Here is a 21,558-nt window from a genome sequence, read left to right on the forward strand (position 1 = left end):
AAATTATTCTAATTACAATCAAAATAAAAGACACCTATTCGGACACCAACAAAACTCTTATTGTTGATTTACTGTATATTATCACCTTAAATTGACTCCCTGCAGCTCCACTAGACAATAGTCAAATCAAATCCGCTCAAAACGTTCAGTTTTAGCGGATTTTTTATCTTCAAATTAAATTTAATTAAACGAGTAGATATCTATTCAAATTTGATTTTTCTAAAATCTTATATCCTAAAAACACATCACATATCCAAAGATGTGATATAAGAGAAGGTTCTTAACTTTTTCAAGAACTGCCCAATGCCATTTGAAATATTAAAAATTAAAATTCTCTAAGGTTTTAATCGCATTGTTGGTTAATAATAGCTTCAATATTTTCCCTGTCGTTAACATTAGGAAACTTTCTTAATATATTCATTGCTAAATCCTTAGCTTCCTTCCTTTGTCCATATTTCACACGTAAATTCAGCAAGGCTATATAATAATTTTGATCTTCCGGATTGATATCAATGGCAGACTGCAAATATTTAACAGCTTGCTTTTTATCTTTCCTGAAATCATACATCATTGCTACATTGTAGAAAATTCGCGGATTATCAGGAGATAACTTACTTGCCTTCAGTAAATATTCCATTGACTCATCGTAACGCTGACGTTCTGATAAGAATAAGGCATAGGTAAACATGGTTGCACCATCATTGGGAACATGCTTCAGATAATCTTTCAATAAAATCTCTACCTTTTTGTGCTCTCCTTTATTGTTGTATAAAATTGCCAAATTGATTTTTACAGGATGTAATAATTCATCTTGCTCAATGGCTCTTTTATAGAATTCTTCAGCTTTATCAATCTGCTTGCTATTGTAATAAAAGTTAGCCAGATTAAATTTACCGGAAGGAAAATCGGCATTATATTCCAGTACTTCTAAATATTCTTTAGTGGCTTTTTTTAGCTGTTCTTTATATTTGTGAGGAATTCTATTTTGGTCAATGGTGTTAAGTTTTGTAGCGCATGACACTCTTATTGCTTTGGAAGGATCGCTAAGCATTTCCAACACCTTATTGAATGATTGCTCGTCATCCATTTGAAGGTTTTGAATGGCATTGTATCGAATATGACCACTAAAGTTATTTATGGCCTCGAACAAAATCTCTTTGCTTTGAGATTGATAGTTCAACGCAAGCAAGTGAATTGCTGTGGCACGGACGATTTCCGGATATACTTCATCACTGTATATGTGTACCAAACCATCGAAACCTTCTTGACTTCCAGTTTGTGCCTCTTTAAAAACGGTTCCAAATTGAGCCGGACGACTGATCCCGTGCCACTTGTTTACGTAATCAATGGCCCATTTTGTAGACTCATCAGCATGGCACTGATTACATGCATTAGGAGTTCCCAGCTTTTCTGTTAGGTCTGGTCGTGGAATTCTAAAACTGTGGTCGTTTCGATAATCAGGCCCCATGTAAAAACGTGCTGGCATATGACAATTGATACATCTTGTTCCTTCTCCAACTTCGAATTTAACGCCATCGTCAGCAATTACTGCCTTTCCAATTTCACCTTTCGATTTGTGAAAATGATGGTTATAAGTGTCGTAATCATCAGCTCGATGACATTGAGTACACAACCTGTTATCTTCAAACAAACGTTTTGTACTGTGCACATTGTGACAATCGTTACACTTTACATCACGCATGTACATTTTACTCTGTGTGAATGATCCATACACATAATCTTCATCCAATATCTGACCATCAATAAAGTAGTCTTCTCCTGTAGGCAAATCCGGAATGGTGTGATTGTAAAGATCTGCAGAGTGATGGTAATCGGATAAAGATCCTCGACGTGAATGACAACGTACACAAAGATCAACATACTCCTTATTGTCAATTCCACTGGTTTTTACCACCAATCCAAAATTATTATCCGTTTCACGGGCATATTCAGCTTTGTTGGCCCATTCAAGGTGCTTGGAAGCTGGACCATGACAGGCTTCGCAGCTCACATCAATCTCACTCCATGTAGTGTGATAGGTATCGGTTTTAGAATCGTATCCTTTTACCAAGTTGGTAGAGTGACAATCTGCACACATCCCATTCCAGTTTTGAGCCTGGTTGGTCCAATGCAACCAATTATCATGTTTGATGATTTCATCTTTGTACACGGCATTGGCCATATGATACCAAACACTATCCTTCGAGTTCCATGTTAATGGCAAACACTGAAATCTTCCTTTGTCGAATTCAACCAAATATTGTTGTAATGGATAATATCCAAATACGTATTTAATTTCAAATTCCTGCAGTATACCATCTTCTCCATCTGTTAAAGCAAAAAAACGATTGTTCTTCTTGTATAACTTATGGGTCATTTCATTGTACTCAACTATTTTGTTGTTAAAATCTCCCAACACAGTAGAGTCATTAGCATGATCCATTGCCTTATCGTGGTCAGATCCTACCCAATCGTTATATTCGTTTAGATGACACTCAATACAAGTTTCTCGTCCCACATAAGTAGCTTCATGCGAAACACTTTGCTCGGCACCATAGATTTTCAGGAGCATATACATTGGAATCGAAAGTAATGCTATCAGTATAGCTAGAAAACTGATTTGTTCTGCTCTTTTTCGATTTTCCATTATGCGTAGGTTAACTGCGATTTGTTATAACTTGATCTTTTCACAGGCTTTCTGGTATCTACCAATATTTCCCCGTTTTCAATTCTTATTGGGAAAATATCTAAAGGTCGTGTAGCTGGTGCCGATAATACTTCTCCAAATTTATTAAACTGCGAAGCATGGCATGGACAGTTGAATCCTCCAGTTTTTGAATTTGCATTTACCACACATCCTAAATGTGTACATTTTACCGACATAGCAAGAAAACCACCATCCTCAAATCTCTTCAGAAAGAATTGACCAGTGGAAAATGGATATAGTTTATTTTTTTCAAATGAATCAGCTTTTCCTGCATTAAACAATTCTTTGGAAGAAAATGTATCTATTTTGCTTACACTATCTTTCAGCAAAAAAACTGCTTCTATTGATGCTGCAACTATTAATATACGCTTTATGAATTTCCTTCTGTTCAGTTTCATCAATCTCACTATTCAAAAATTAAAATATCAACTGCATTCCTTCGCCTCTTAATAGCAGCGAAATTAATAACATGCATACATAAGACGATAGCAATATACTTGTACAGGCCATAATAATTTCAGTATTATTTGCCTTGTGATTTTTATACCAAAACAATAGGTATCCAGCAAGTGGTAAAGTATAAAGTAAAAATGGAATAACACCAGTACTAATTACACTAGGAACACCCGAAAACCAGATATCAAAATGCAAAAAGTGATCTAAAATATAGATTAAAATAAAAGTAAATACAAAGCTGATCGAACTTGATTGAATACTCATTTTTTTACCAAGTGAAGAATTAAACCAAACACCAACATTTACATTCTTATATCGAAAATAAGGCAAGCCAAAAAAGAACAAGGCTGCCGATAATGGTATAATTACAGCACCAAAAAAAGGATGCAAATGCAATAGAAGTTCTTGAGCGCCCAAAAAGTACCAAGGCGCCTTACTTGGGTTAGGACTTTTTAAAGGATTGGCTTGATCCAACAAGGGTGCTTCATAAAATACCGATACGATAAACAATCCACCAATTACAATACTGGCAACCATTATTTCTTTCCATAAAAGGTTAGGAATAACATCTACCTTCTCTTTTTCTTCAGTTTTTGGCAATGCTACACCGCCAGCTTTACGAACTAGCCAAAAATGCACACTCATCAAAACCACAAAAAGTAAGGGAATAATACCAGTATGCAATGTATAGAAATTGATTAACGTGTTGCCATCAACAGTATCGCTTCCACGAAGTAGATAGGCCAAAGAATCACCAACTAAAGGGATATATTCTACAATTTGAGTAATTACAGTCACTGCCCAATATGCCAATTGATCCCATGGCAACAAGTATCCTGTAAAGCTGGAAGCCAAAACCAAGAAAAAAAGTAGTAAGCCATAAGTCCAATTTTCTGCTCTCTTTTGGAAGATACTTTGAGAATAGTATACTCGAATCAAATGCAAAAAAGAGACAAGAACCATCAATTTTGCCGACAGGTGATGCAAATTTCTAATGAATTGTCCAAGTATTGTATTATCTCTAATTCCTATAATAGAATCATAAGCATGTTCTACTGTAGGGATATAAGAAAACCTAAGAGTTAAACCTGTTAATGATATAATAACAAATAGTAATGCAAGTATTCCTCCCAATCCAAATGTCCTATTGAATTTTATCGCTCTGCTATCAATTCTATTTGGATGAAGGTGCAAAATAAACTTTTCCAGAGATGAAGGTATCCTTTGATCACTTTCCTTATTCGCCATTACTAAAACCTGCTTTTGATGTAAGAATACAAAGAAAGTGAAAATGCATTGAATGTAAAAAAAGAAAAGAAACAAACAGATCTACTTGTTGGTATAGATATCTAATAAATAAGGCATTCTGATAGAAAATGATAATAAACACTCTTGAAAATTTCAGATAAATATTTGCTCTTGGTTCTGTTTTTATACTAACCTATTAGTTTATTGCATTAACTACCGGATCCAACATTTCCAAAAAACCGTTATTTTTTTTTGACCATTATTCAAACACCAAATAATTAATTCTTGTTTGAATTGATTACTCCTCACATTTGATTTCCTGCTACTTCAGCATGCATAAAAAACACTCTTAAATCGATGACTTAAGAGTGTTTTTATGTTTTAAATTAACACCAATTTATCCTTTAATATTTTCTTGCCATTTCCAAGCCGACAGCAAAGTTTCATCTAATGTACTTTCTGCCTTCCATCCTAACTCATTATTTGCATAGGTAGTATCGGCATAAATCTTTTCAATATCTCCTGCTCTACGATCAACAATTTTATGAGGAACTTTTTCTCCCGTTGCTCTTTCAAAAGATTCTATAATCTCCAATACAGATACTCCGTTTCCAGTACCCACATTAAAATATTCATAGCCATTTTGATTCTTATTCTCCAACAATCGTTCTATTGCTACAACATGAGCTTTTGCTAAATCCACAACATGAATATAGTCACGAATTGCTGACCCATCAGGAGTATCGTAATCATTACCAAAAACACTCAATTCAGGTCGAATACCTGCTACAGTTTGCGTTAAGAAGGGAATTAAGTTATTAGGTACTCCCAATGGCAATTCTCCAATTTTTGCAGTTTCGTGTGCCCCAATCGGATTAAAATATCTCAATGCAATTCCTTTTAAACTAGAATTGGCATGTACAGTATCGCGAATAATATCTTCACAAATACTTTTGGTATTGCCATATGGCGATTCTGCTTCTTTCCTTGGTGTTTGCTCTGTAACGGGAAGTTTATCAGGCTGACCATACACAGTACATGATGAAGAGAATACCAGATTATTCACCTTAAAATCATTCATGCATCCCATGATATTCATAAGTGAATTTAGGTTGTTATGGTAATACATCAATGGTTTCTCTACCGATTCACCTACTGCTTTAGAGGCTGCAAAATGAATAATCGCTTCTAAATTAGTGTATTCATTAAAAAAGTCTTTTACCTTTTGCTTATCCGTTAAATCAAAATTTTCAAATTTAGGTCGAATGCCTGTAATTGCTTCAATCTGGTCCAAAACCTCAATTTTTGAATTTGATAAATTATCAACAATTACAACTTCATAGCCACTATTTTGTAGCTCAACAACAGTATGAGAACCGATAAAACCAGTACCTCCTGTTACAAGAATTTGCTTCTTCATTCTTCTTATCTTTTACCTCTTATTATCTTAAAATCAACTTACCAAATGAAGATGGGATATGAAAGTCCGGATCTTCAGCATCTGGTTTCACCCACGAAATCCATCTTAAATCAGCTTCTTTCTCATCAGCAGGTAATGCCATACAATGACCTCTATACAATCCTGCTTCCAAAGTATCATTATTTAATAAGCCTAAGTCTTTTAATGATGATATATCAATGGCTCCCTCAAACACATAACCTTTAGAGTTCTTTGAAGCTTTTACCTGTAATTTATCTGCTGGCCACTGCCATTCAAAATCAAATTTTCGGTAATAATTAGCCACATAGTCAAGAACTCTTGCGTGAGCATCCATTTCCAGGCAGTAATATGGAGTTAATTCCTTATCTCTTCTAAAAAAAATCTCTACTCGATCAGAATCAACAACCTCCATTTTATGATTTTGATCAACGAATGTAAGTACATTTTCTTCCTCAACATCGAACCTAAAATAAAAGTTCTTTTCATCATACAAAGCTCTAAAAATCACTGAAGAAGATTCATTATCTTCCCAAGGATAATTAAAATCTTGATTTATATTAGCCATTTCCCATACAGGGTGCATTTCTCCGCCTGTGATAACCAGACAATCGTTCTTAATTTTATTTACTTTATATGTTTTCATCATTTATAATTTACATAACATTATTTAAATAATGTGATTCTTATTTCTTTTCAAACACAGGAATATCATCAATGAACATGGTCACATTCAAATAAATACATCCCGTATTAACCTACAATAACTAATTCAAGTAATCAGGCATACTTTTCGGATTCCTGATCCACCTTTCTACTCTGTCATTAATCATGTGATACTCCTTATTCTTATCTGTTGGCTGGTAAATGTCTTTCGGAAGATACTTTTTCAAGTTTTCAATTACATTTTTGTATTCTGGATTTCCAGCCAAATTGGTATGCTCTCCATAATCTTTAAGCTCATCATACAACTCTTCCGAACCATCATTGTAACGAATGTATCTCCAGTTGTCTCGACGGATTGAATGGCTACCATAAGTCCATGTACTTACTACAGGATTTTTTCTCTTCACATTCATATCCTGTAGCAAAGGAAGAATATCCTCACCATCCTGTTGTTTGCTCTCCTTTAGTTCACACAAACCAGACAAAGTAGGATAAATATCCAACAAACTAACCGCATTTTTATTCACCTGCCCTCCATCTGTCACTCCAGGAACAACCCATAACATTGGAGCAACTGTGGCCTCGTTCCATATGTTATTTTTACGCCAGTTCATTTTTTCTCCAAAGCACTGTCCATGATCCGACCAAAGTACAATAATGGTATTCTTGCCATATTTACTCTTGTCTAAAGCATCCAATAGTTTACCCAACTGAGCATCCATGAAAGTGATGGAAGCCAAATATCCTTGTACCAATTGCTTTCTGTAATCTTCGCCAAGAGTTCTGACAATGTGTTCAGCTCCTGGTTCTGTAATTCCTTCAGCCATAGCTTTTCCGTAAATTGGAATATCTGCAAACTCACCATCAATCGCTTTTGGCACTTCAATCTCATCCAATGGATACATCTCGAAATATTCACGAGGTGCAGTATATGGCACGTGCGGTCTTAAAAATCCAACTCCCAACATGAATGGCTTGTCGTAATCCTTCTGTAATTTTTCAATGGCCCACTCTACATTCAACTCATCGGGCATTTTGCCTTCGGGCAAATATTCTCTATCAATAGGACCAGCACATAATGAAAAACCAGGAAAATTTGTACGATGCTCTTTATTGTACTTTACAGTTCCTGATCCGCCCATAGGAAAAGGATAAAAATCGGGAGCACCATAACGGTTTCCATCTTTAATCAACTTCTCAGTTAAAGCATAAGCTCTTGGTTTTCTCTCATCCCACAACTTCTGATGTTCAAACTTCTCCTCTATCTCCCAACAGGCATGTCCTTCAATTTTTCCACAAGCCATGGTATGATATCCATTCTTACGCATGTGAACAGGCAATAGGTTCACCTCATTCCAAATGTTCATATTTCGGGTTCCACTCTTGTTGGTGTAGCATCCTGTTGTAGTTGGAGCCAAAGATGAAAGTACCGCCAAACGCGATGGTGTACACACTGCAACTGAAGCGTGGGCATTGGTAAAGTATACTCCTCTTTGTGCCAATCGTTCCAGGTTAGGAGTCTTCACATCAGGGTGTCCCTTAGAAACTCCTGTCCAGTCATTCAAGTCATCTACCGAGATGAACAAGACGTTGGGCTTACCTGTTTTTTCTTGAGTTTTTGTAGCTTCTCCTCCACAAGATTGTAGCAACAAAGCACCAACTCCTAATAGTATTGTATTCGTGATTTTTTGAATCATTTCCTTCTTCTGATGTTCGAGTAATTTAATTCCAATATTTTAATTCACCAATTATGATTTTGGCAATAGTTTCGCCCAAGTCTCCTTTTTCCACTCAACTGGTTTTTCCATTTCAATAATCCATTGGTCGAAAGCCGTTTTCAACCTGCTAGTCAACTCTGGTTTTTCATCAGCAAGATTGTTCTCTTCTCCCGGATCTTGTTTGATATTGAACAATTCATATCTGTCTCCCACAGGGTAATAATGCATCATGTAATCACCTTCCAAAACTGTTCCTGCCGGGTCTGACAAATACTCACGATACTGACTTGATGGAAATGCAGTCACTTCTTTGCTCCCTTTCACATATTGCTCATAACCAGACCAAAAATCAAGATTTTTATCACTCCAATGGTAAGCCTGACAACCAGCCCAAAACAATTGTCTCTTTTGCTTGTTTACCTTCTCTCCTTTTATCACGTTCTGCAAATCAATCCCATCTACCAAATTGGAAACATCAATACCGCCTGCAGCCAATGCTGTTGGCAAAAGATCCATTGCTGATACATTTTCGGTAATTACTTGCCCTGATTTGATCAAACCTGGCGCCCAAACAAACATTGGAACATGAATACCTCCCTGGAACATTAGCCCTTTATTGCCTTTAAATGCTCCATTAAGTGGTAGTGGTGAATCTACCACTGCACCATTATCACTCACAAATAAAATCATTGTATTTTGATCAAGATTCAGCTCTTTCAATTTTGATACAATCTGCCCAATTCCATCATCAACTGCAGCTAAAGTTGCATAGTAATTGTCAACCTCAGAATTACCAGTATCAAATCTTTGATATTTTCTTGGAGCCTGTTCTTCCAATGGAATATGAGGAGCATTATACGACAAGAACATGAAGAAAGGATCATTCTGGTTTTCTTCAATGTACTTCAAAGCCTCATCGGTAAACTCATCTGTAATATATCCCTGGGATTTTACATGTTCGTAGTTTCTGAACAAGCTGGTTGCATTGTAGTAGTTGCTACCATGGTAGTTGAATCCATAATAGTAATCGAAACCTTTACTCAATGGGTGCTGATTTTTCACACATCCATAAATGGCATCGCGATGATAATCCCGAGTCTTTTCTACCAAAGAATCTATGGTCAACTCTCCCAGGTGCCATTTTCCAATCATAGCAGTCTTGTAACCATTTTCCTGAAAAGTTTCTGACAAGAATTTCTCATCAGGACGAACTCCCGCTTCTGCATCGTAATTGTTATAAATTCCAAAACGCTGAGTATACTTTCCGGTAAGCAATGCGGCTCTTGATGGAGCACATGTTGTTGAAGCAACAAATGCATTGGTAAACTTTATTCCTTCATTGGCCAATCTCGAAGTTTGCGGCATGGCTGATTGAGCAGCCTCATAAGCCGCTTCTACCGCTGTAGTATATCGATTTGTTACCTTAGTATTTTTTAACTGATCATGCGTGTAGGACTCGGAATCAAAGTTCAGCTGACCATATCCCTGATCATCGGTCACAACCAAAATTACATTTGGTTTTTGCAATTTTTCATCTGCTGTTTTACTCGTTCCTGTTGCGCAAGCACCTAAAACCAAAGGCCACATTGCATGTATAATCTTGTTTAATTTCACTTGAGATTTGTTTTTAATGGATTTTTCTCAAAGTTGCTATATCCTTCAATCCTACTTGTGCAAAATCATACAAATCAATTCCAATATCATACACCGCTATTGTACACTTCTACTTAATCTGCTTTATTTACAAGTGTTTCAAATATTGGGACCATTACCAATTATTTATCTTATTTTTAATCATAAGCTTTAATTTCTAATTTTAGTTCTAAATCAACCTAATTCCAAGAATGAAAAAACTAACAATAAACATATCAAGTTACATAAGCTTGATTGCATGTGCAGGTGCTTTACTATTTAGTGCATGTACAACTTCTGAACAACAAACTCAACCTAATATCATATTATTTCTAGTAGATGACATGGGCTGGACCGACACCTCGGTTCCTTTTGGCAAAACTACAACGCCAAATAATAAATACCAGAAAACACCCAATATGGAATTGATGGCTCAGCAGGGCATCAAATTTACCAGTGCCTATGCAGCCAGCCCTGTTTGCTCGCCTACCCGATGCAGCATTCTTACAGGAAAAAATCCGGCCAGAAGCCAAATCACCAACTGGATTCCCGGACAGGAAAATGATGTTCCTGAATCGGAACAGAAATTATTCATTCCAGATTGGAACATTAACGGATTAACAGCTGCAGACATCACCTTCCCAAAAATATTGCAAGAACATGGCTACACTACGGCTCACATTGGGAAAGCTCACTTCGGAAAAACCGGTACTTCAGGTGCTGATCCCAAACAGTTAGGTTTCGATTACAATATTGCAGGACATCATGCGGGTCATCCGGCTTCCTACTATTATCCATACGGAAAAGAAGACAGCGGATACAAGGTTCCCGACATGGAAGAGTTTGCAAAAGACAGTCTCTACCTTACCGATGCCCTAACGGTGAAAGCAACACAGCTAATCGAAAAACTTTCGAATGAGAAGAAACCGTTTTTCCTGAATTTTGCTCACTACGCCGTTCATACGCCGATTCAGGAGCACAAAGAGCTGGTTCAACAATTTATTCAGGAAGGAAAAACCGAAGCCGAAGCTAAATATGCTTCCATGGTAGCCAGCATGGATAACAGTTTGGGCGCTGTAATGAACAAACTGAACGAGCTAAAAATTGCTGACAACACCATCATCATATTCATGTCGGACAATGGAGGCCTTGTAACCCATGCGGGACATCCAACCACCAATGCTCCCCTTAGCGATGGAAAGGGAACTTGCCGTGAGGGAGGAATCAGAGTTCCTATGATGGTAAAGTGGGCTGGAAAAGTGAAGCCTGGTACTCAGTGTGACGAACCTGTATGCAGCGACGATTTCTTCCCAACCATTCTTCAAATGGCAGGAGTTTCTCCTGTAACCTACCTGGAAGCCATTGACGGAAAAGACTTGACACCTCTTCTTACCGGCAAGGGATCCTTTGATCGTCCTGAAGGTCTTTGTTTTCACTATCCACACTATTGGGCATGGAAAGGCTTAAGAGATATCTATCCAAGTATTAAACCATTTAGCTCCATTAGAATGGGCAAATGGAAACTTTGCTACGGGTATGAAGACGAAAAGGCAGAACTATTCGATTTGGAAAATGACATCGCAGAGAAACACAATTTGCTTGATGAACATCCTGAAATCGCTAAAAAACTATGCACACAATTGCGATCATATTTAAAAAGTGTTGATGCACAAACTCCGGTAGATAGGCACAGTGACATGCATTTGGCGTATCCTAAATTATAAAGCTGAAAAATTGCACTTTCCGCAACTTTTTGCGAAACCTTCCGCAATTTTTTGCGATAAGTTTCGTAACTTTTTGCGGAAAGATTAATAAAATCAAGCCCAAAGCAACCAGCATAATTACAATAAGTACAATTAATTCTTGCGGTGCTTTGGGCTTGATTTTATAGAAACAGATTCATTTATAAATTCAACCTATATCTTCTAATCTTTTTAATATGAAATCTGCAAAGAAGCATTCGCTCTTAAAGAAAGATTTTTCATATACTCCTCCATTTCATCTGCTGTTTGAATTCCATTTCTTTCCTGATTCCATGAAGCTGCAATATAATATTCAATGAATGAATCTTTTGACTGTATACCAATCAAATGGTTCAGCTCATCCTCCATAAATAGATTGGATTGCCATTGCTTTGGTACTACAACCCCCAAACCAACTGTAACCTGAGGATACTTCTCATGATTAATTCTTGGATAATCTGTTCCCCAAAGTGAAATGTATCCTGCTTCTTTATTGATCCTTACGTCAGCACCAATTATTTTTCGCACACCAGTACAGAACTCAGCATTCATTTCTTTGGGTAAGTAAGCCCTGTAAATCATCTCACGATGTCCGGCATAAATCATCATCCTTGACAATAATTCTGTATTGCCATCAACACCCATGGTACACATATCAATAACAGAACGAACAGGCCCACGCGATCGGATCACTGCATATCGTCCCTTTGTTGCTTTAATATTTTGAGATTCTTTGCCATCCCACATTCTCAATGATCCTACCCCCATGGTGTTCTTCACAAACAGAATATCACCACCATACTCATTGGCAATAAACTCATCGTTGGAATACCACTTGGTTGTATCCAACTCAAGACGATAATGCATTTTACCATACACATCAATACTGCTTCTATCATCGAAATACATACGGTAGGCAATGTGCTCCGATTCCAATGCCGGACCATGGTGCATGGTTTCCTTATACAAATCGCCACTCTCACTAAAGATGCTATCCTTAATAATAAAGGGTTTCTTCCCATTTTTTAAGCCCATTTGAGCATGAACACCACTCTCGAAAACATATTTACTTGCAACCTCCTTACTCACCTTACAGATTTTCACCTTCAAGTTTGAATCTTTTTTGATGTCAAGCTGAAACGAAAGTTCATCTTTATTACCATCCCCATTTAAATCATCCAACTGAGAAGGAATTACGGAGTCTGCCAGGCAAACCAAGAGACTGGATTCTGAATCAATCTGCATTTCGGCCTTTAAACCTGAAAGCTTAATCTCCACAGGAACCATGATCCGATCTTTATTTAAAGGATTCGAAATGCTCAGCTCCTGCTCGGCTATCATTTCATTTTTTAACGGATTTGAAGAATTTGACACCCCCTTGCATTGTACCAAACAAATGAGTACAAGAAGGTTGACTAAAGGTAGATTTACTTTTCGCATAAAGTAATGATAAATGAGAATTATATACTGAATTTTTAAACAATGAAAGGAGCCAGAAAACTGATGAAATACAGTCTATGCCGGCTCCTTTCTTACCCGATACTAATAATTATTAGTCTACTATTTTTTTAATATGAGCTTTTTCGACAGAAGCTGTCCATCCATTTGCAAGCGAACGATGTATATGCCAATCGCATTGGGAACATCAACGCTTAATTCTTTTGAATCACTATAAAAAACAGATTTTAGCACTCGTCCTCCAAGGTCATAAACCTGTACCATGGTATCACTGGGAAAAGGTCGAGAAGATTTAATCACAATCTTTCCATCTTTGCCATATACCAATAAGTCTTTATTATCATCAATATCATCCACACCAGTCACTACGGTATTAAAGGAGTCCGTAGAAGAAAGAACGGAAACATTTCCCGCTTCATCCTCTGCCACGGCATGAAGCACATAAGATTCATTCTCCTGAAGATCATTCATCTGTCCTTCCCACATCTCATTGGCCACACAAGCATGTTGTCCGAATTGTACCGAACCAGCCCCGCTCATCACCTGTTCAGTAAGTGGCTTTGCATTGGCTGCCAAATCCACATACCAGTAAAGTGTTCCATTTTCATTACTGGTTAACTCTAGACCTGCAGAAGTAGCCTGAATATCTTTTACCTGGATGTGCTTGATTACCGGTGCAACAGCGTCAGTGATTTCTTCACCTTTTGTCAGTTTAACCTCTCTTGGAATCCCATCTTTCACATTGAATTGAATTTTGGTTTCCGTATTGGTTCTCGACAGGATGCTGGCATCAGAAAATTGTCCATCCAACTCCCAGTTCCCCTTCAAGCGAATCACAATAACAGACTCCTGGCTAGCTTTAGCAGTGGTATAGGCAATTTCAGGAATATGAAGATCAGGATCGCAAACACTCATGTTCAATTTATCCTGTTCGCCATTGGCTTTTATCATTACCAAAGCAGAAGCACTAATTTGCTTTACAAACTCATCCGATAATTCTGAACTTGCATCAAAGAACACGTAGCCAGTAGTATTTGTAGCACGATCCCATACAATGTGAGCATTCTGATCTTGCTTTAACACCTTATAGGCAGCAGTTTCCGCTTGATTCATATTTGCAGCAAAGGACTGCATTGCTGCAACATCAGCTTGCGGAAGAATAACATATTCATAGGTTTGATTCGAAGGTGAGGTTCCGTGATCAATCCAGGCGCTGGCAAAATCCCCCTGAGTAGCAGCCTTGGTTTTATTGTGACGAGAATCCTGGGTAGCTCTTGAAATTTTCAAGTTTGCACCTGATTTCAACCAATAGGCATTCCCAACAGGATCAACCAACCAATGGTTCTTGTCTGCATTGAAATCCTGCTGTAAAGGAAAGCTTGTGATGGCATTACTCCCATCAACATACATGGCTGTAGATTGATCTGTAAGATTTACCTGGAACAAAGTTGTTTCCGTATGATATTGCGAATTGGAGTTTGAAATATCAGAGCCTAAACAGATAATTCGGTTTTCGAAACAGAACACCGACTTGTTGGCCTGATGATCAGCAGTGAAATTGGTTCTATCCTTTTCTCTCAGCTTCATTCCAAAAATACCATTCTCTCCACTCAAGTTCGAAGCACCGGTAAATCCTTCATTTGACTTCTCCATCAAAGTCCCGCTGTTTGGGCTATTCAGTAAATTCAAAGGAAGGTGAATACTGGTAGCACCTGGATAACGATTCCAATCCCAACCATTTTGAACAAAACCACTTTTCGAAGACTTTACAGGATCACCGCTTCCAATTACCTGTACGGTTCCATAACTCTGGTAACGACCATACCTGTTATCTTTCGAATAGATTTCAGATCCCCATACATGTTTGTTGTATCCTTTGACACTCACCATCCAATTGTCGCGACGATGAATGCCTAAAGCTCCATAGTTATAGGTAAAGTTCCCACTTGGCGCCTCTTCCGCGCTAATTCCCATACCTGCGAACTCTTTCTTGAAAGCAGTATTTGAGCTTTCTAATCTCATATAGGCCTGAGCCATCTCAGTCCAAATATCTTCACCCGTGTCCGGATTCCCTGATTTAGCCAAATAGGCATAGGCATTTTTCATTCCACTGCTAATGGTACCAGCCAGAGGATGACGACCACAAATCCCAAATCCCCAATCCAAAAGATTAGAGTAGTTGCGCATAGCCATTATTCCTTTCCCAAAATTTCTTCTGGCCTCATTGGAAAGCGCATAACAAGTACCATTCACAAAACGAAGGTAGGTACCTACTCCGGCATATCCTCCCTTACTATAGGCAGGATACAAACCACCATGGTGGAATCCGCAACCATCCTCTTTGATACCTCCCATTGTACCTGGCACAATTTTCAATGAAATATCCATCCAACGCTTGATGGCTTTCATTTCGCGGGCTTTTTCCGGAGAATCATCCATGGTCATCACCGCAATTAAACGAGGAATAACCGTAGTATTCCAGCTATCCATCAACCCTTGCAAAGTTCCAACTTCCGGTTCAATTCTGTACTCCTGAATACCTGTCCAGTAATTCAGCATGGCGACAGCCTCATCCAATCTGCCATCAGCCTTCAAAGCATCCCTCATCAGAAAAACAGCAGGAGGAAACTCTCTAAAGTTATACCCATAATGATGGTTGGTTCCCATACCACTACCAACATTCAATCCTTGATCCATCACATAGTCCAGAAGATCGTAAAACATTTGTTTCGCCTCATCATCCCTGTTGTGAAAGTATATCTGAGCCAAGTCTTTTAAAACCGGGCCAACCTGATCCATCTTAACGTCACCAATTGACTGGTCATACTCATCATCGCTTACGTATGGACGTCCTGTAATCTGACCATCCAATCTTTGAATATCGAAACTTCTGAACTTATCCTTAACCTTCGTAACCTTAGATGCAGTTGGCTGGGTTCCCTGGTAAGCCAACACCATCTCCTCTTTGATAGCGTCAAAAGCCTTCTGCACCTCAGCACTCACACTCGGTGCCAATGCAATATCATGAGTATAATTATCGTACCAATACCAAAGTGCAGCCCAATGATTGTGGTTCATGGAAGGATTAATGTAAGGCAACTGCTTATCTGGTGTTACCCTGTCGTGAATGCGAGTACCTGGAAACATCATTCTATCAAAGCACAGTGAACCACTTTCCACATCAGAAGGGGCAATAATTTTCATATAATCCAAACTCTGATTGCTCTTTGGACCACTCATGTCTTCTTTAAAACGAATCCAACAGGCACGCCATCCTTTAAAATTGATCCCATAATCGAAGTAATAGTCCACACTACTTCCTTTTCCGAATTCAAACCTGATGGTACGATCAACGGGCGTTTCATTGTAGACCCACAATATCAATCCACCTTTATAGGTCGTTACTGCAGTATTAATGTTAGGAGGATTTGAAATATTCAACTCTGCCCCCTGGTTCCAATCCCACTTTACGGATTGAGATCCCAACTTATAATGAGCATCACTCATTGTCAGGCTTGAACCAGAGCTGGTACTCCACCCCGCGGGAACGGAATTTTCCAAACCGATGTACTGTGCGTAACTCAACATGCAAGTACAACACATCAACATCAGTGTAAACAAAATATTCTTTTTCATTGTTAGCTATTTATAAGATAAAAGAGGATGTCCGTATCTACATACAGCATCCTCATTTTACTCTATTTTTCAAATTTAATTTCCAGTTTTTGCGCTTTTCCTCCATCCAGGTGGAATGTCATTGCACCATTCTCAAAACTGTAATCGATTATACGACCATTTATTTCTGCATGGGTTGGTTGAGATGGAACAGCCAGACTTAGCTGTGCTTGTTCTTTCGAATTAAAATCAATCACCATGCTCTCCTCTTTGATAAAAGCATGCACGGAAATCTGTTTATCAGACACAAGCAATGTATTCTCGCCATGGCTGACTTTACGGATATCTCTTCCGAACCATTCAATTGCTTTCTGCTTGTCAAACCGTATTCCTGCCATATCACCGGTAAATTTCAACTGAGAAAGAGATGCTTTTTCACTCCAGGAGATCTCTGTTAGGATATCCCCTTTCTCATTCTGAATTTGAAGCCCTTCACCTTCTGGCAAGCGCACAACTCTTTTGCCCTCCAATTGATCCTGAAAACCTAATAGTAAAAGGGAACTAGCCTCTTTCGCCTTTTGTCTTCTTTTTAGCACATGCCCCAACTGCACATGCCCAATACCATCTTTCTTACGAAGATAATTGTCGTAAAACCAAGCTTCTTCCACAGAATCACTCCAATTGGATGAAGAGAGATCTTTCACCAATAACAAAGGAGCTTTCCCTTTTCTTGGATCGATCAACCATTCCTTATTCTCTTTTGAATGAAATGGATTTAGCTCTCTATCCTTGGTATATTCATAAGCATCTTTCTTTCCTTTCCTACTGGCATAAGAGTGCAAGAGCAATTCAAAATCCACTTCCTTTTTTGCTTGCATTTCATCGCGAATCAAAAACAATCCATTGCAAGCAAGCACTTCGCGATGCCAGAAGTTCAAATCCTTGGAAGAGTACATATTTGAAGGATCACAAACCAGGTTGAAGTAATCATACTCCCCTTGATTTCCGGTACTAATGATAACATCCGTTTTCCCCCAGATCGCTTTGTTGCCTGGATATTCACCAAACTCACACCAAACATCACCATCACCAACCTGGCCTTCGCCATTTACCAACAGGACATTGTGCTCATGAGTATATTTTGGATTGGAATATCCCATGTCAATAATATAGGGAACCCCAGCCCTGTGTAACATGAATTGTCCGTCGTCAGGATGTCCATGCCCTTGATAATGCTGACCCGATTTAATGGTAAAGTAGCTGGCATCATTTTTCCAGGAAGAACGCCAAACATACATTCCGGCATCCTCGAAAAAGCGCCAGTTTGGTAATGTGTTCAAATCAACAACAGGTACTGATGCATCTTTCCAAATGTATCTCCACACATCATAATTGGATTTCTGGTCCTGATCTTTTTCTGTTTTCTTCTCGGCACGCCATAGCTCAACCTCTCCTAATTCAAGCTCTGAAGACAACCATTGCGCAAATGGATCTTTTAAATTCTTAGCCAATGCCGGAAATACTGAGTATGGATTCCCCCAAAACTTAGGATTTGCATCGGCATATCTTGCCAGGCCACCAAAGTTATCCTTTCCGCCAGGTAAAATAGAATACATGCAATAAGCTGAAGCATTTTTAAACCAATCCAAACTCTGGTAAGGTTCTCCATAGCCTTTCTCCAATGCATTTCTGCGCAATTCCATCCACTGGACATAGGTTTTCAACTGAAACATGAAATATGTTGCTCCTTCATCGCTAAACCCATCACTCATCAAGGAGTTCATCTGACTTGTTAGCGTTTCATATTTGTGCTCCAAGCAGTCCGTCCACTCTTTTTGATATTCTTTCGGCACATCATCAACACCATACAAAACAGCACTTAAAGCGGCATATACATTGGTTCCGTGGTTGCAATTCATGATCGCAAAATTGTTTGTGTGGAACCTTGAATAATCTTCATAAAAATGGTGAGCGATACGAACAAGCCTCTGATTAATGTATTTACGTTCTTTCTTCGTAAAATTCTGATATTGCCAATCATAAGAAGCTGTCAGAGCGATTAAGGCCTGAGCAATTCCCAAATCTCCGCCAGGACCTTTGCCTTTTCCGTCAATCCATTTGTCCCATTCTTTCCATTTCAGGATAGTCCAGAAATGCTTCTCGAAAATTTCCTGATATTTTTGTTTCGGATCCAACAATTGCACCAATGCCATTGCTGCTAGTTTTTCAGGAAATGAAAATACCAATTTCGATTTTGGGTGCTCTATAGGCTCCATTTTATTTAGCTTCTCGCAAATCAGGAGTAAACTCTCCCATTCACTTTTATGCGTTGTTAAACGCATATCGGCAAACTCTTTTAATTCATCCTTCTGGAAAAATACACGTGGATGGCTCTTCACATTTTGTGCCTGTGAATTGCGGATGGTTCCTGCAAAAAGAATAATCATCAAGACCACCAACACAAGAGCTCCCAATCTAATTTTCAATCTTTCTTTCATCTGTTTATAATTTTACCCACTTGTCAGATGGAACTTACCATTCGAAAATAATCATCCTCGTATGTGAGTTAATAATTATTTACTCATGGACGTTTCATTATTGTATTGTATATTTTCTATTTACATCCAATTAGGACCAACATCGTTTCTTTGAAGTATTTGTTGTAATCCACCACGCTTCCCCTTAGGAGAGTAATAAACTCCTGACGATTTCACTTTTTCCAAATCAAAATCCAAGCGTTGCAACATCTCTTTGGTCAAGTTCTTTTCCCATGTTGAAATATCAGCTGCTGGTAAACTCTTCTGGTTCTTTACTGTGAAGACTTGCTTCTCATCCTTCAACTTTACCTTCATCTTCTGCAAGCCTTTGTTTGTTTTGATTCCACTACTCCCCTGGAATACATTCCCTTCAAAAACCAAATATTGAGGCTCTGTATGCTTTTTAATATGAGGCATTCCTCCTACCATCACGTTATGCAAGAAGAACATACTATCGGGTGGAAACACTTTGTTTCTGTGCCCTAAATCATTGATTACATCAATTGAAACGGATCTATTATTCACAAAGAGATTATGGGCAATTGTATTTTCTGCAGTCTTTGGAAAATGAGCTCCAATCAACCCCAATGCCAATCTTTTGGGATCGGAAGGAGAAGCAGAACCAAAGCTGACAACTCCTCCTGACTTGGGAGCCAGTCCACTGAAATAATTGTTAACCACCAAATGCTTTCTGCTTCGAACTGCAACTCCGCCACATCTGTTTTTTCCCTCTTTATTGGAGATAAAAAAGTTGCTTTCCACAATTCCTTCCACTCCCTGGCGAAGGCTCAGTGCTCCCTTGCAATTCAAAAATGTATTGTAACGAAAGATGTTTCCACAACTCTTCGATGACATGATTTCACTTTCGCCACTGCAATCTTCGAACAGGTTAAATTCTACTGTTGTATAACAATAACGCTTTGCCATAGAACCATGGCCAATACGCATGGCTGAACCCCCATTTTTTCCAAGAGGGGGACGTGAGAAATAATTATAGTCCACCAGATGGTGATTACCACCAGACTTAGGAACATCTACATTAATGTAACTCGCACCTGAAGTTTTTCCCTCGAACCAACAATGATCCACTCGGTTGTAACAACCATTCAATTGCACCCAAACACCTGTAACCTGATTGTAATTTCGAAAGCGACAATTTGTAAGTCTATTATTTTCTCCAGATACAAGAATCAAAGATCCATCCTTATCTCTTTTTCCTTTATTAAAATCGATACCTGATAGAACGATGTTGTTTCCTGAAAGAACAATGGAAGTATTTCCCTTAACAATTACTTTCCCAGGATGCTCAGCCTTTATTACAATCGGATTTTCTTTACTCCCACTCCACTTTACATCCGCATGAAGATCCTGATAATCTCCATCTTTTAACTCTATCTCCTGACTACCCGATTCTAATGCTAACAACAATTCTTTCAGATCTCCCACTCTGGTCACTTTCTGAGCAGAAACCATTACTACCGATAGACATGCAATGACTAGCAAGCTTATACTTCTTCTATATGTCTTATTCATCTTTCCCTTTAATCTGATATACCTTCACATTATCAACACTCATATGATTATTAATGGTTCGTATACCAAACCATCCTTTTTCATAGGCTTCTGCATCCTTAAAGTCATATATTACTGCTCCATCACGGATAAACTGTACTCGTCCATCTAAAGCGATTAGTTGAATTCTGTAAGTCTTATTCGCTTCAATTAACACATCAGGAGCAGACAAATCATGTCTGGCAAGAAGAGGCTTGTTTCCATCTCCTGCATAACGGCGAAATCGAGTCTTTGTATTGTTATGACCTCCCATTCCCACATAGTACAATTGCAAGGTATCGTAATCGTGAAACATGCCTGATGCCTTTCGGGGAGAGTCAAACAAATCCTTCGGGCTTCTAGGATCAGTTGCATTCCAAAAGCAATTCAAATCACTCACCCGATCATTTGGACCGCCTTTTCCTATTACTGTTGCATCATATTCAATTAGGACTCCACCCTCGAAATATTGATCCAGCCAAATGGAAGCTCCCTTGCAAACATCAATATCCATTTTGCCGTCTTTCACCAAAACTGAGCTACATGAATCTTCCTGAATTTCGCTAATCCAATTGTCCAAACTACCATCGTTAAAGGAATCTTCAAACAGTAATTCTGATATTTCATACCAATTTTCTTTTTCAGATTTTGCATTACATGCACATAAAGAAAGCACAAGAAATACCAGTCCAAATAATCGCATCATTTTCTTCTATTTTAAATATATTACACCCCACACTTCAAAAGAGGTCAACAAACAACAATTCAGAGCACTTGCCTGCTCCTGAAA

General features: G+C 38.3%; 13 protein-coding genes. 1 reads left to right on the forward strand and 12 read right to left on the reverse strand.

Annotated features, from left to right (window positions below):
- Positions 1-343: 343 nt before the first annotated feature.
- The 7 genes from BXY64_RS13555 to BXY64_RS13585 form a co-directional block, all read right to left on the reverse strand.
- Positions 344-2,647 (reverse strand): multiheme c-type cytochrome, encoded by a 2,304-nt coding sequence (locus BXY64_RS13555; protein WP_120240547.1) that lies wholly within the window; start codon positions 2,645-2,647, stop codon positions 344-346.
- Complete coding sequence (locus BXY64_RS13560; protein ID WP_120240548.1) at positions 2,647-3,105, reverse strand: QcrA and Rieske domain-containing protein; 459 nt, start codon at positions 3,103-3,105, stop codon at positions 2,647-2,649. Before BXY64_RS13560 ends, BXY64_RS13555 begins: the two co-directional genes overlap by 1 nt.
- A 19-nt stretch (positions 3,106-3,124) precedes the next feature.
- Positions 3,125-4,411, reverse strand: coding sequence for a cytochrome b N-terminal domain-containing protein (locus tag BXY64_RS13565; protein ID WP_120240549.1), 1,287 nt, complete (start codon positions 4,409-4,411; stop codon positions 3,125-3,127).
- Between the two features lie 397 nt (positions 4,412-4,808).
- Positions 4,809-5,831 carry a UDP-glucose 4-epimerase GalE gene (gene galE, locus BXY64_RS13570; RefSeq protein WP_120240550.1) on the reverse strand — a complete coding sequence of 341 codons (1,023 nt, stop codon included), beginning with the start codon at positions 5,829-5,831 and terminating at the stop codon, positions 4,809-4,811.
- Positions 5,832-5,853: 22 nt separating this feature from the next.
- The gene (locus tag BXY64_RS13575) at positions 5,854-6,495 is read right to left on the reverse strand and encodes a sugar-binding protein (protein WP_170150661.1); all 642 of its coding nucleotides are present in this window, start codon (positions 6,493-6,495) and stop codon (positions 5,854-5,856) included.
- Positions 6,496-6,616: 121 nt separating this feature from the next.
- Positions 6,617-8,212, reverse strand: coding sequence for a sulfatase (locus BXY64_RS13580; protein ID WP_120240552.1), 1,596 nt, complete (start codon positions 8,210-8,212; stop codon positions 6,617-6,619).
- Between the two features lie 51 nt (positions 8,213-8,263).
- Positions 8,264-9,847 (reverse strand): sulfatase-like hydrolase/transferase, encoded by a 1,584-nt coding sequence (locus BXY64_RS13585; protein WP_147375997.1) that lies wholly within the window; start codon positions 9,845-9,847, stop codon positions 8,264-8,266.
- Positions 9,848-10,077: 230 nt separating this feature from the next.
- Here BXY64_RS13585 and BXY64_RS13590 point away from each other — a divergent pair, with 230 nt between their 5' ends.
- On the forward strand, positions 10,078-11,589 hold the full coding sequence (locus BXY64_RS13590) for a sulfatase (protein ID WP_120240554.1): 1,512 nt from the start codon (positions 10,078-10,080) through the stop codon (positions 11,587-11,589).
- 210 nt (positions 11,590-11,799) lie between these two features.
- Here BXY64_RS13590 and BXY64_RS13595 read toward each other — a convergent pair whose 3' ends face one another.
- From BXY64_RS13595 to BXY64_RS13615, 5 genes are all read right to left on the reverse strand, one after another.
- Positions 11,800-12,948: a DUF4861 family protein gene (locus tag BXY64_RS13595; RefSeq protein ID WP_170150662.1), complete on the reverse strand. Its 1,149-nt coding sequence runs from the start codon at positions 12,946-12,948 to the stop codon at positions 11,800-11,802.
- A 219-nt stretch (positions 12,949-13,167) separates the two neighbouring features.
- The gene (locus BXY64_RS13600; RefSeq protein WP_120240556.1) at positions 13,168-16,701 is read right to left on the reverse strand and encodes a chondroitinase family polysaccharide lyase; all 3,534 of its coding nucleotides are present in this window, start codon (positions 16,699-16,701) and stop codon (positions 13,168-13,170) included.
- A gap of 62 nt (positions 16,702-16,763) precedes the next feature.
- Positions 16,764-19,178, reverse strand: a complete 2,415-nt coding sequence (locus BXY64_RS13605) for a DUF4962 domain-containing protein (RefSeq protein ID WP_120240557.1) — start codon at positions 19,176-19,178, stop codon at positions 16,764-16,766.
- A 120-nt stretch (positions 19,179-19,298) separates the two neighbouring features.
- A complete protein-coding gene (locus BXY64_RS13610; protein WP_120240558.1) occupies positions 19,299-20,750 on the reverse strand; it encodes a polysaccharide lyase 6 family protein in 1,452 nt (483 codons plus the stop codon).
- Complete coding sequence (locus BXY64_RS13615; protein WP_120240559.1) at positions 20,743-21,474, reverse strand: DUF6250 domain-containing protein; 732 nt, start codon at positions 21,472-21,474, stop codon at positions 20,743-20,745. The genes BXY64_RS13610 and BXY64_RS13615 overlap by 8 nt, the downstream gene beginning before the upstream one ends.
- Between the last annotated feature and the right edge of the window lie 84 nt (positions 21,475-21,558).

This window comes from Marinifilum flexuosum (genome assembly GCF_003610555.1).
In the GTDB taxonomy this organism is placed as follows: Bacteria; Bacteroidota; Bacteroidia; order Bacteroidales; family Marinifilaceae; genus Marinifilum; species Marinifilum flexuosum.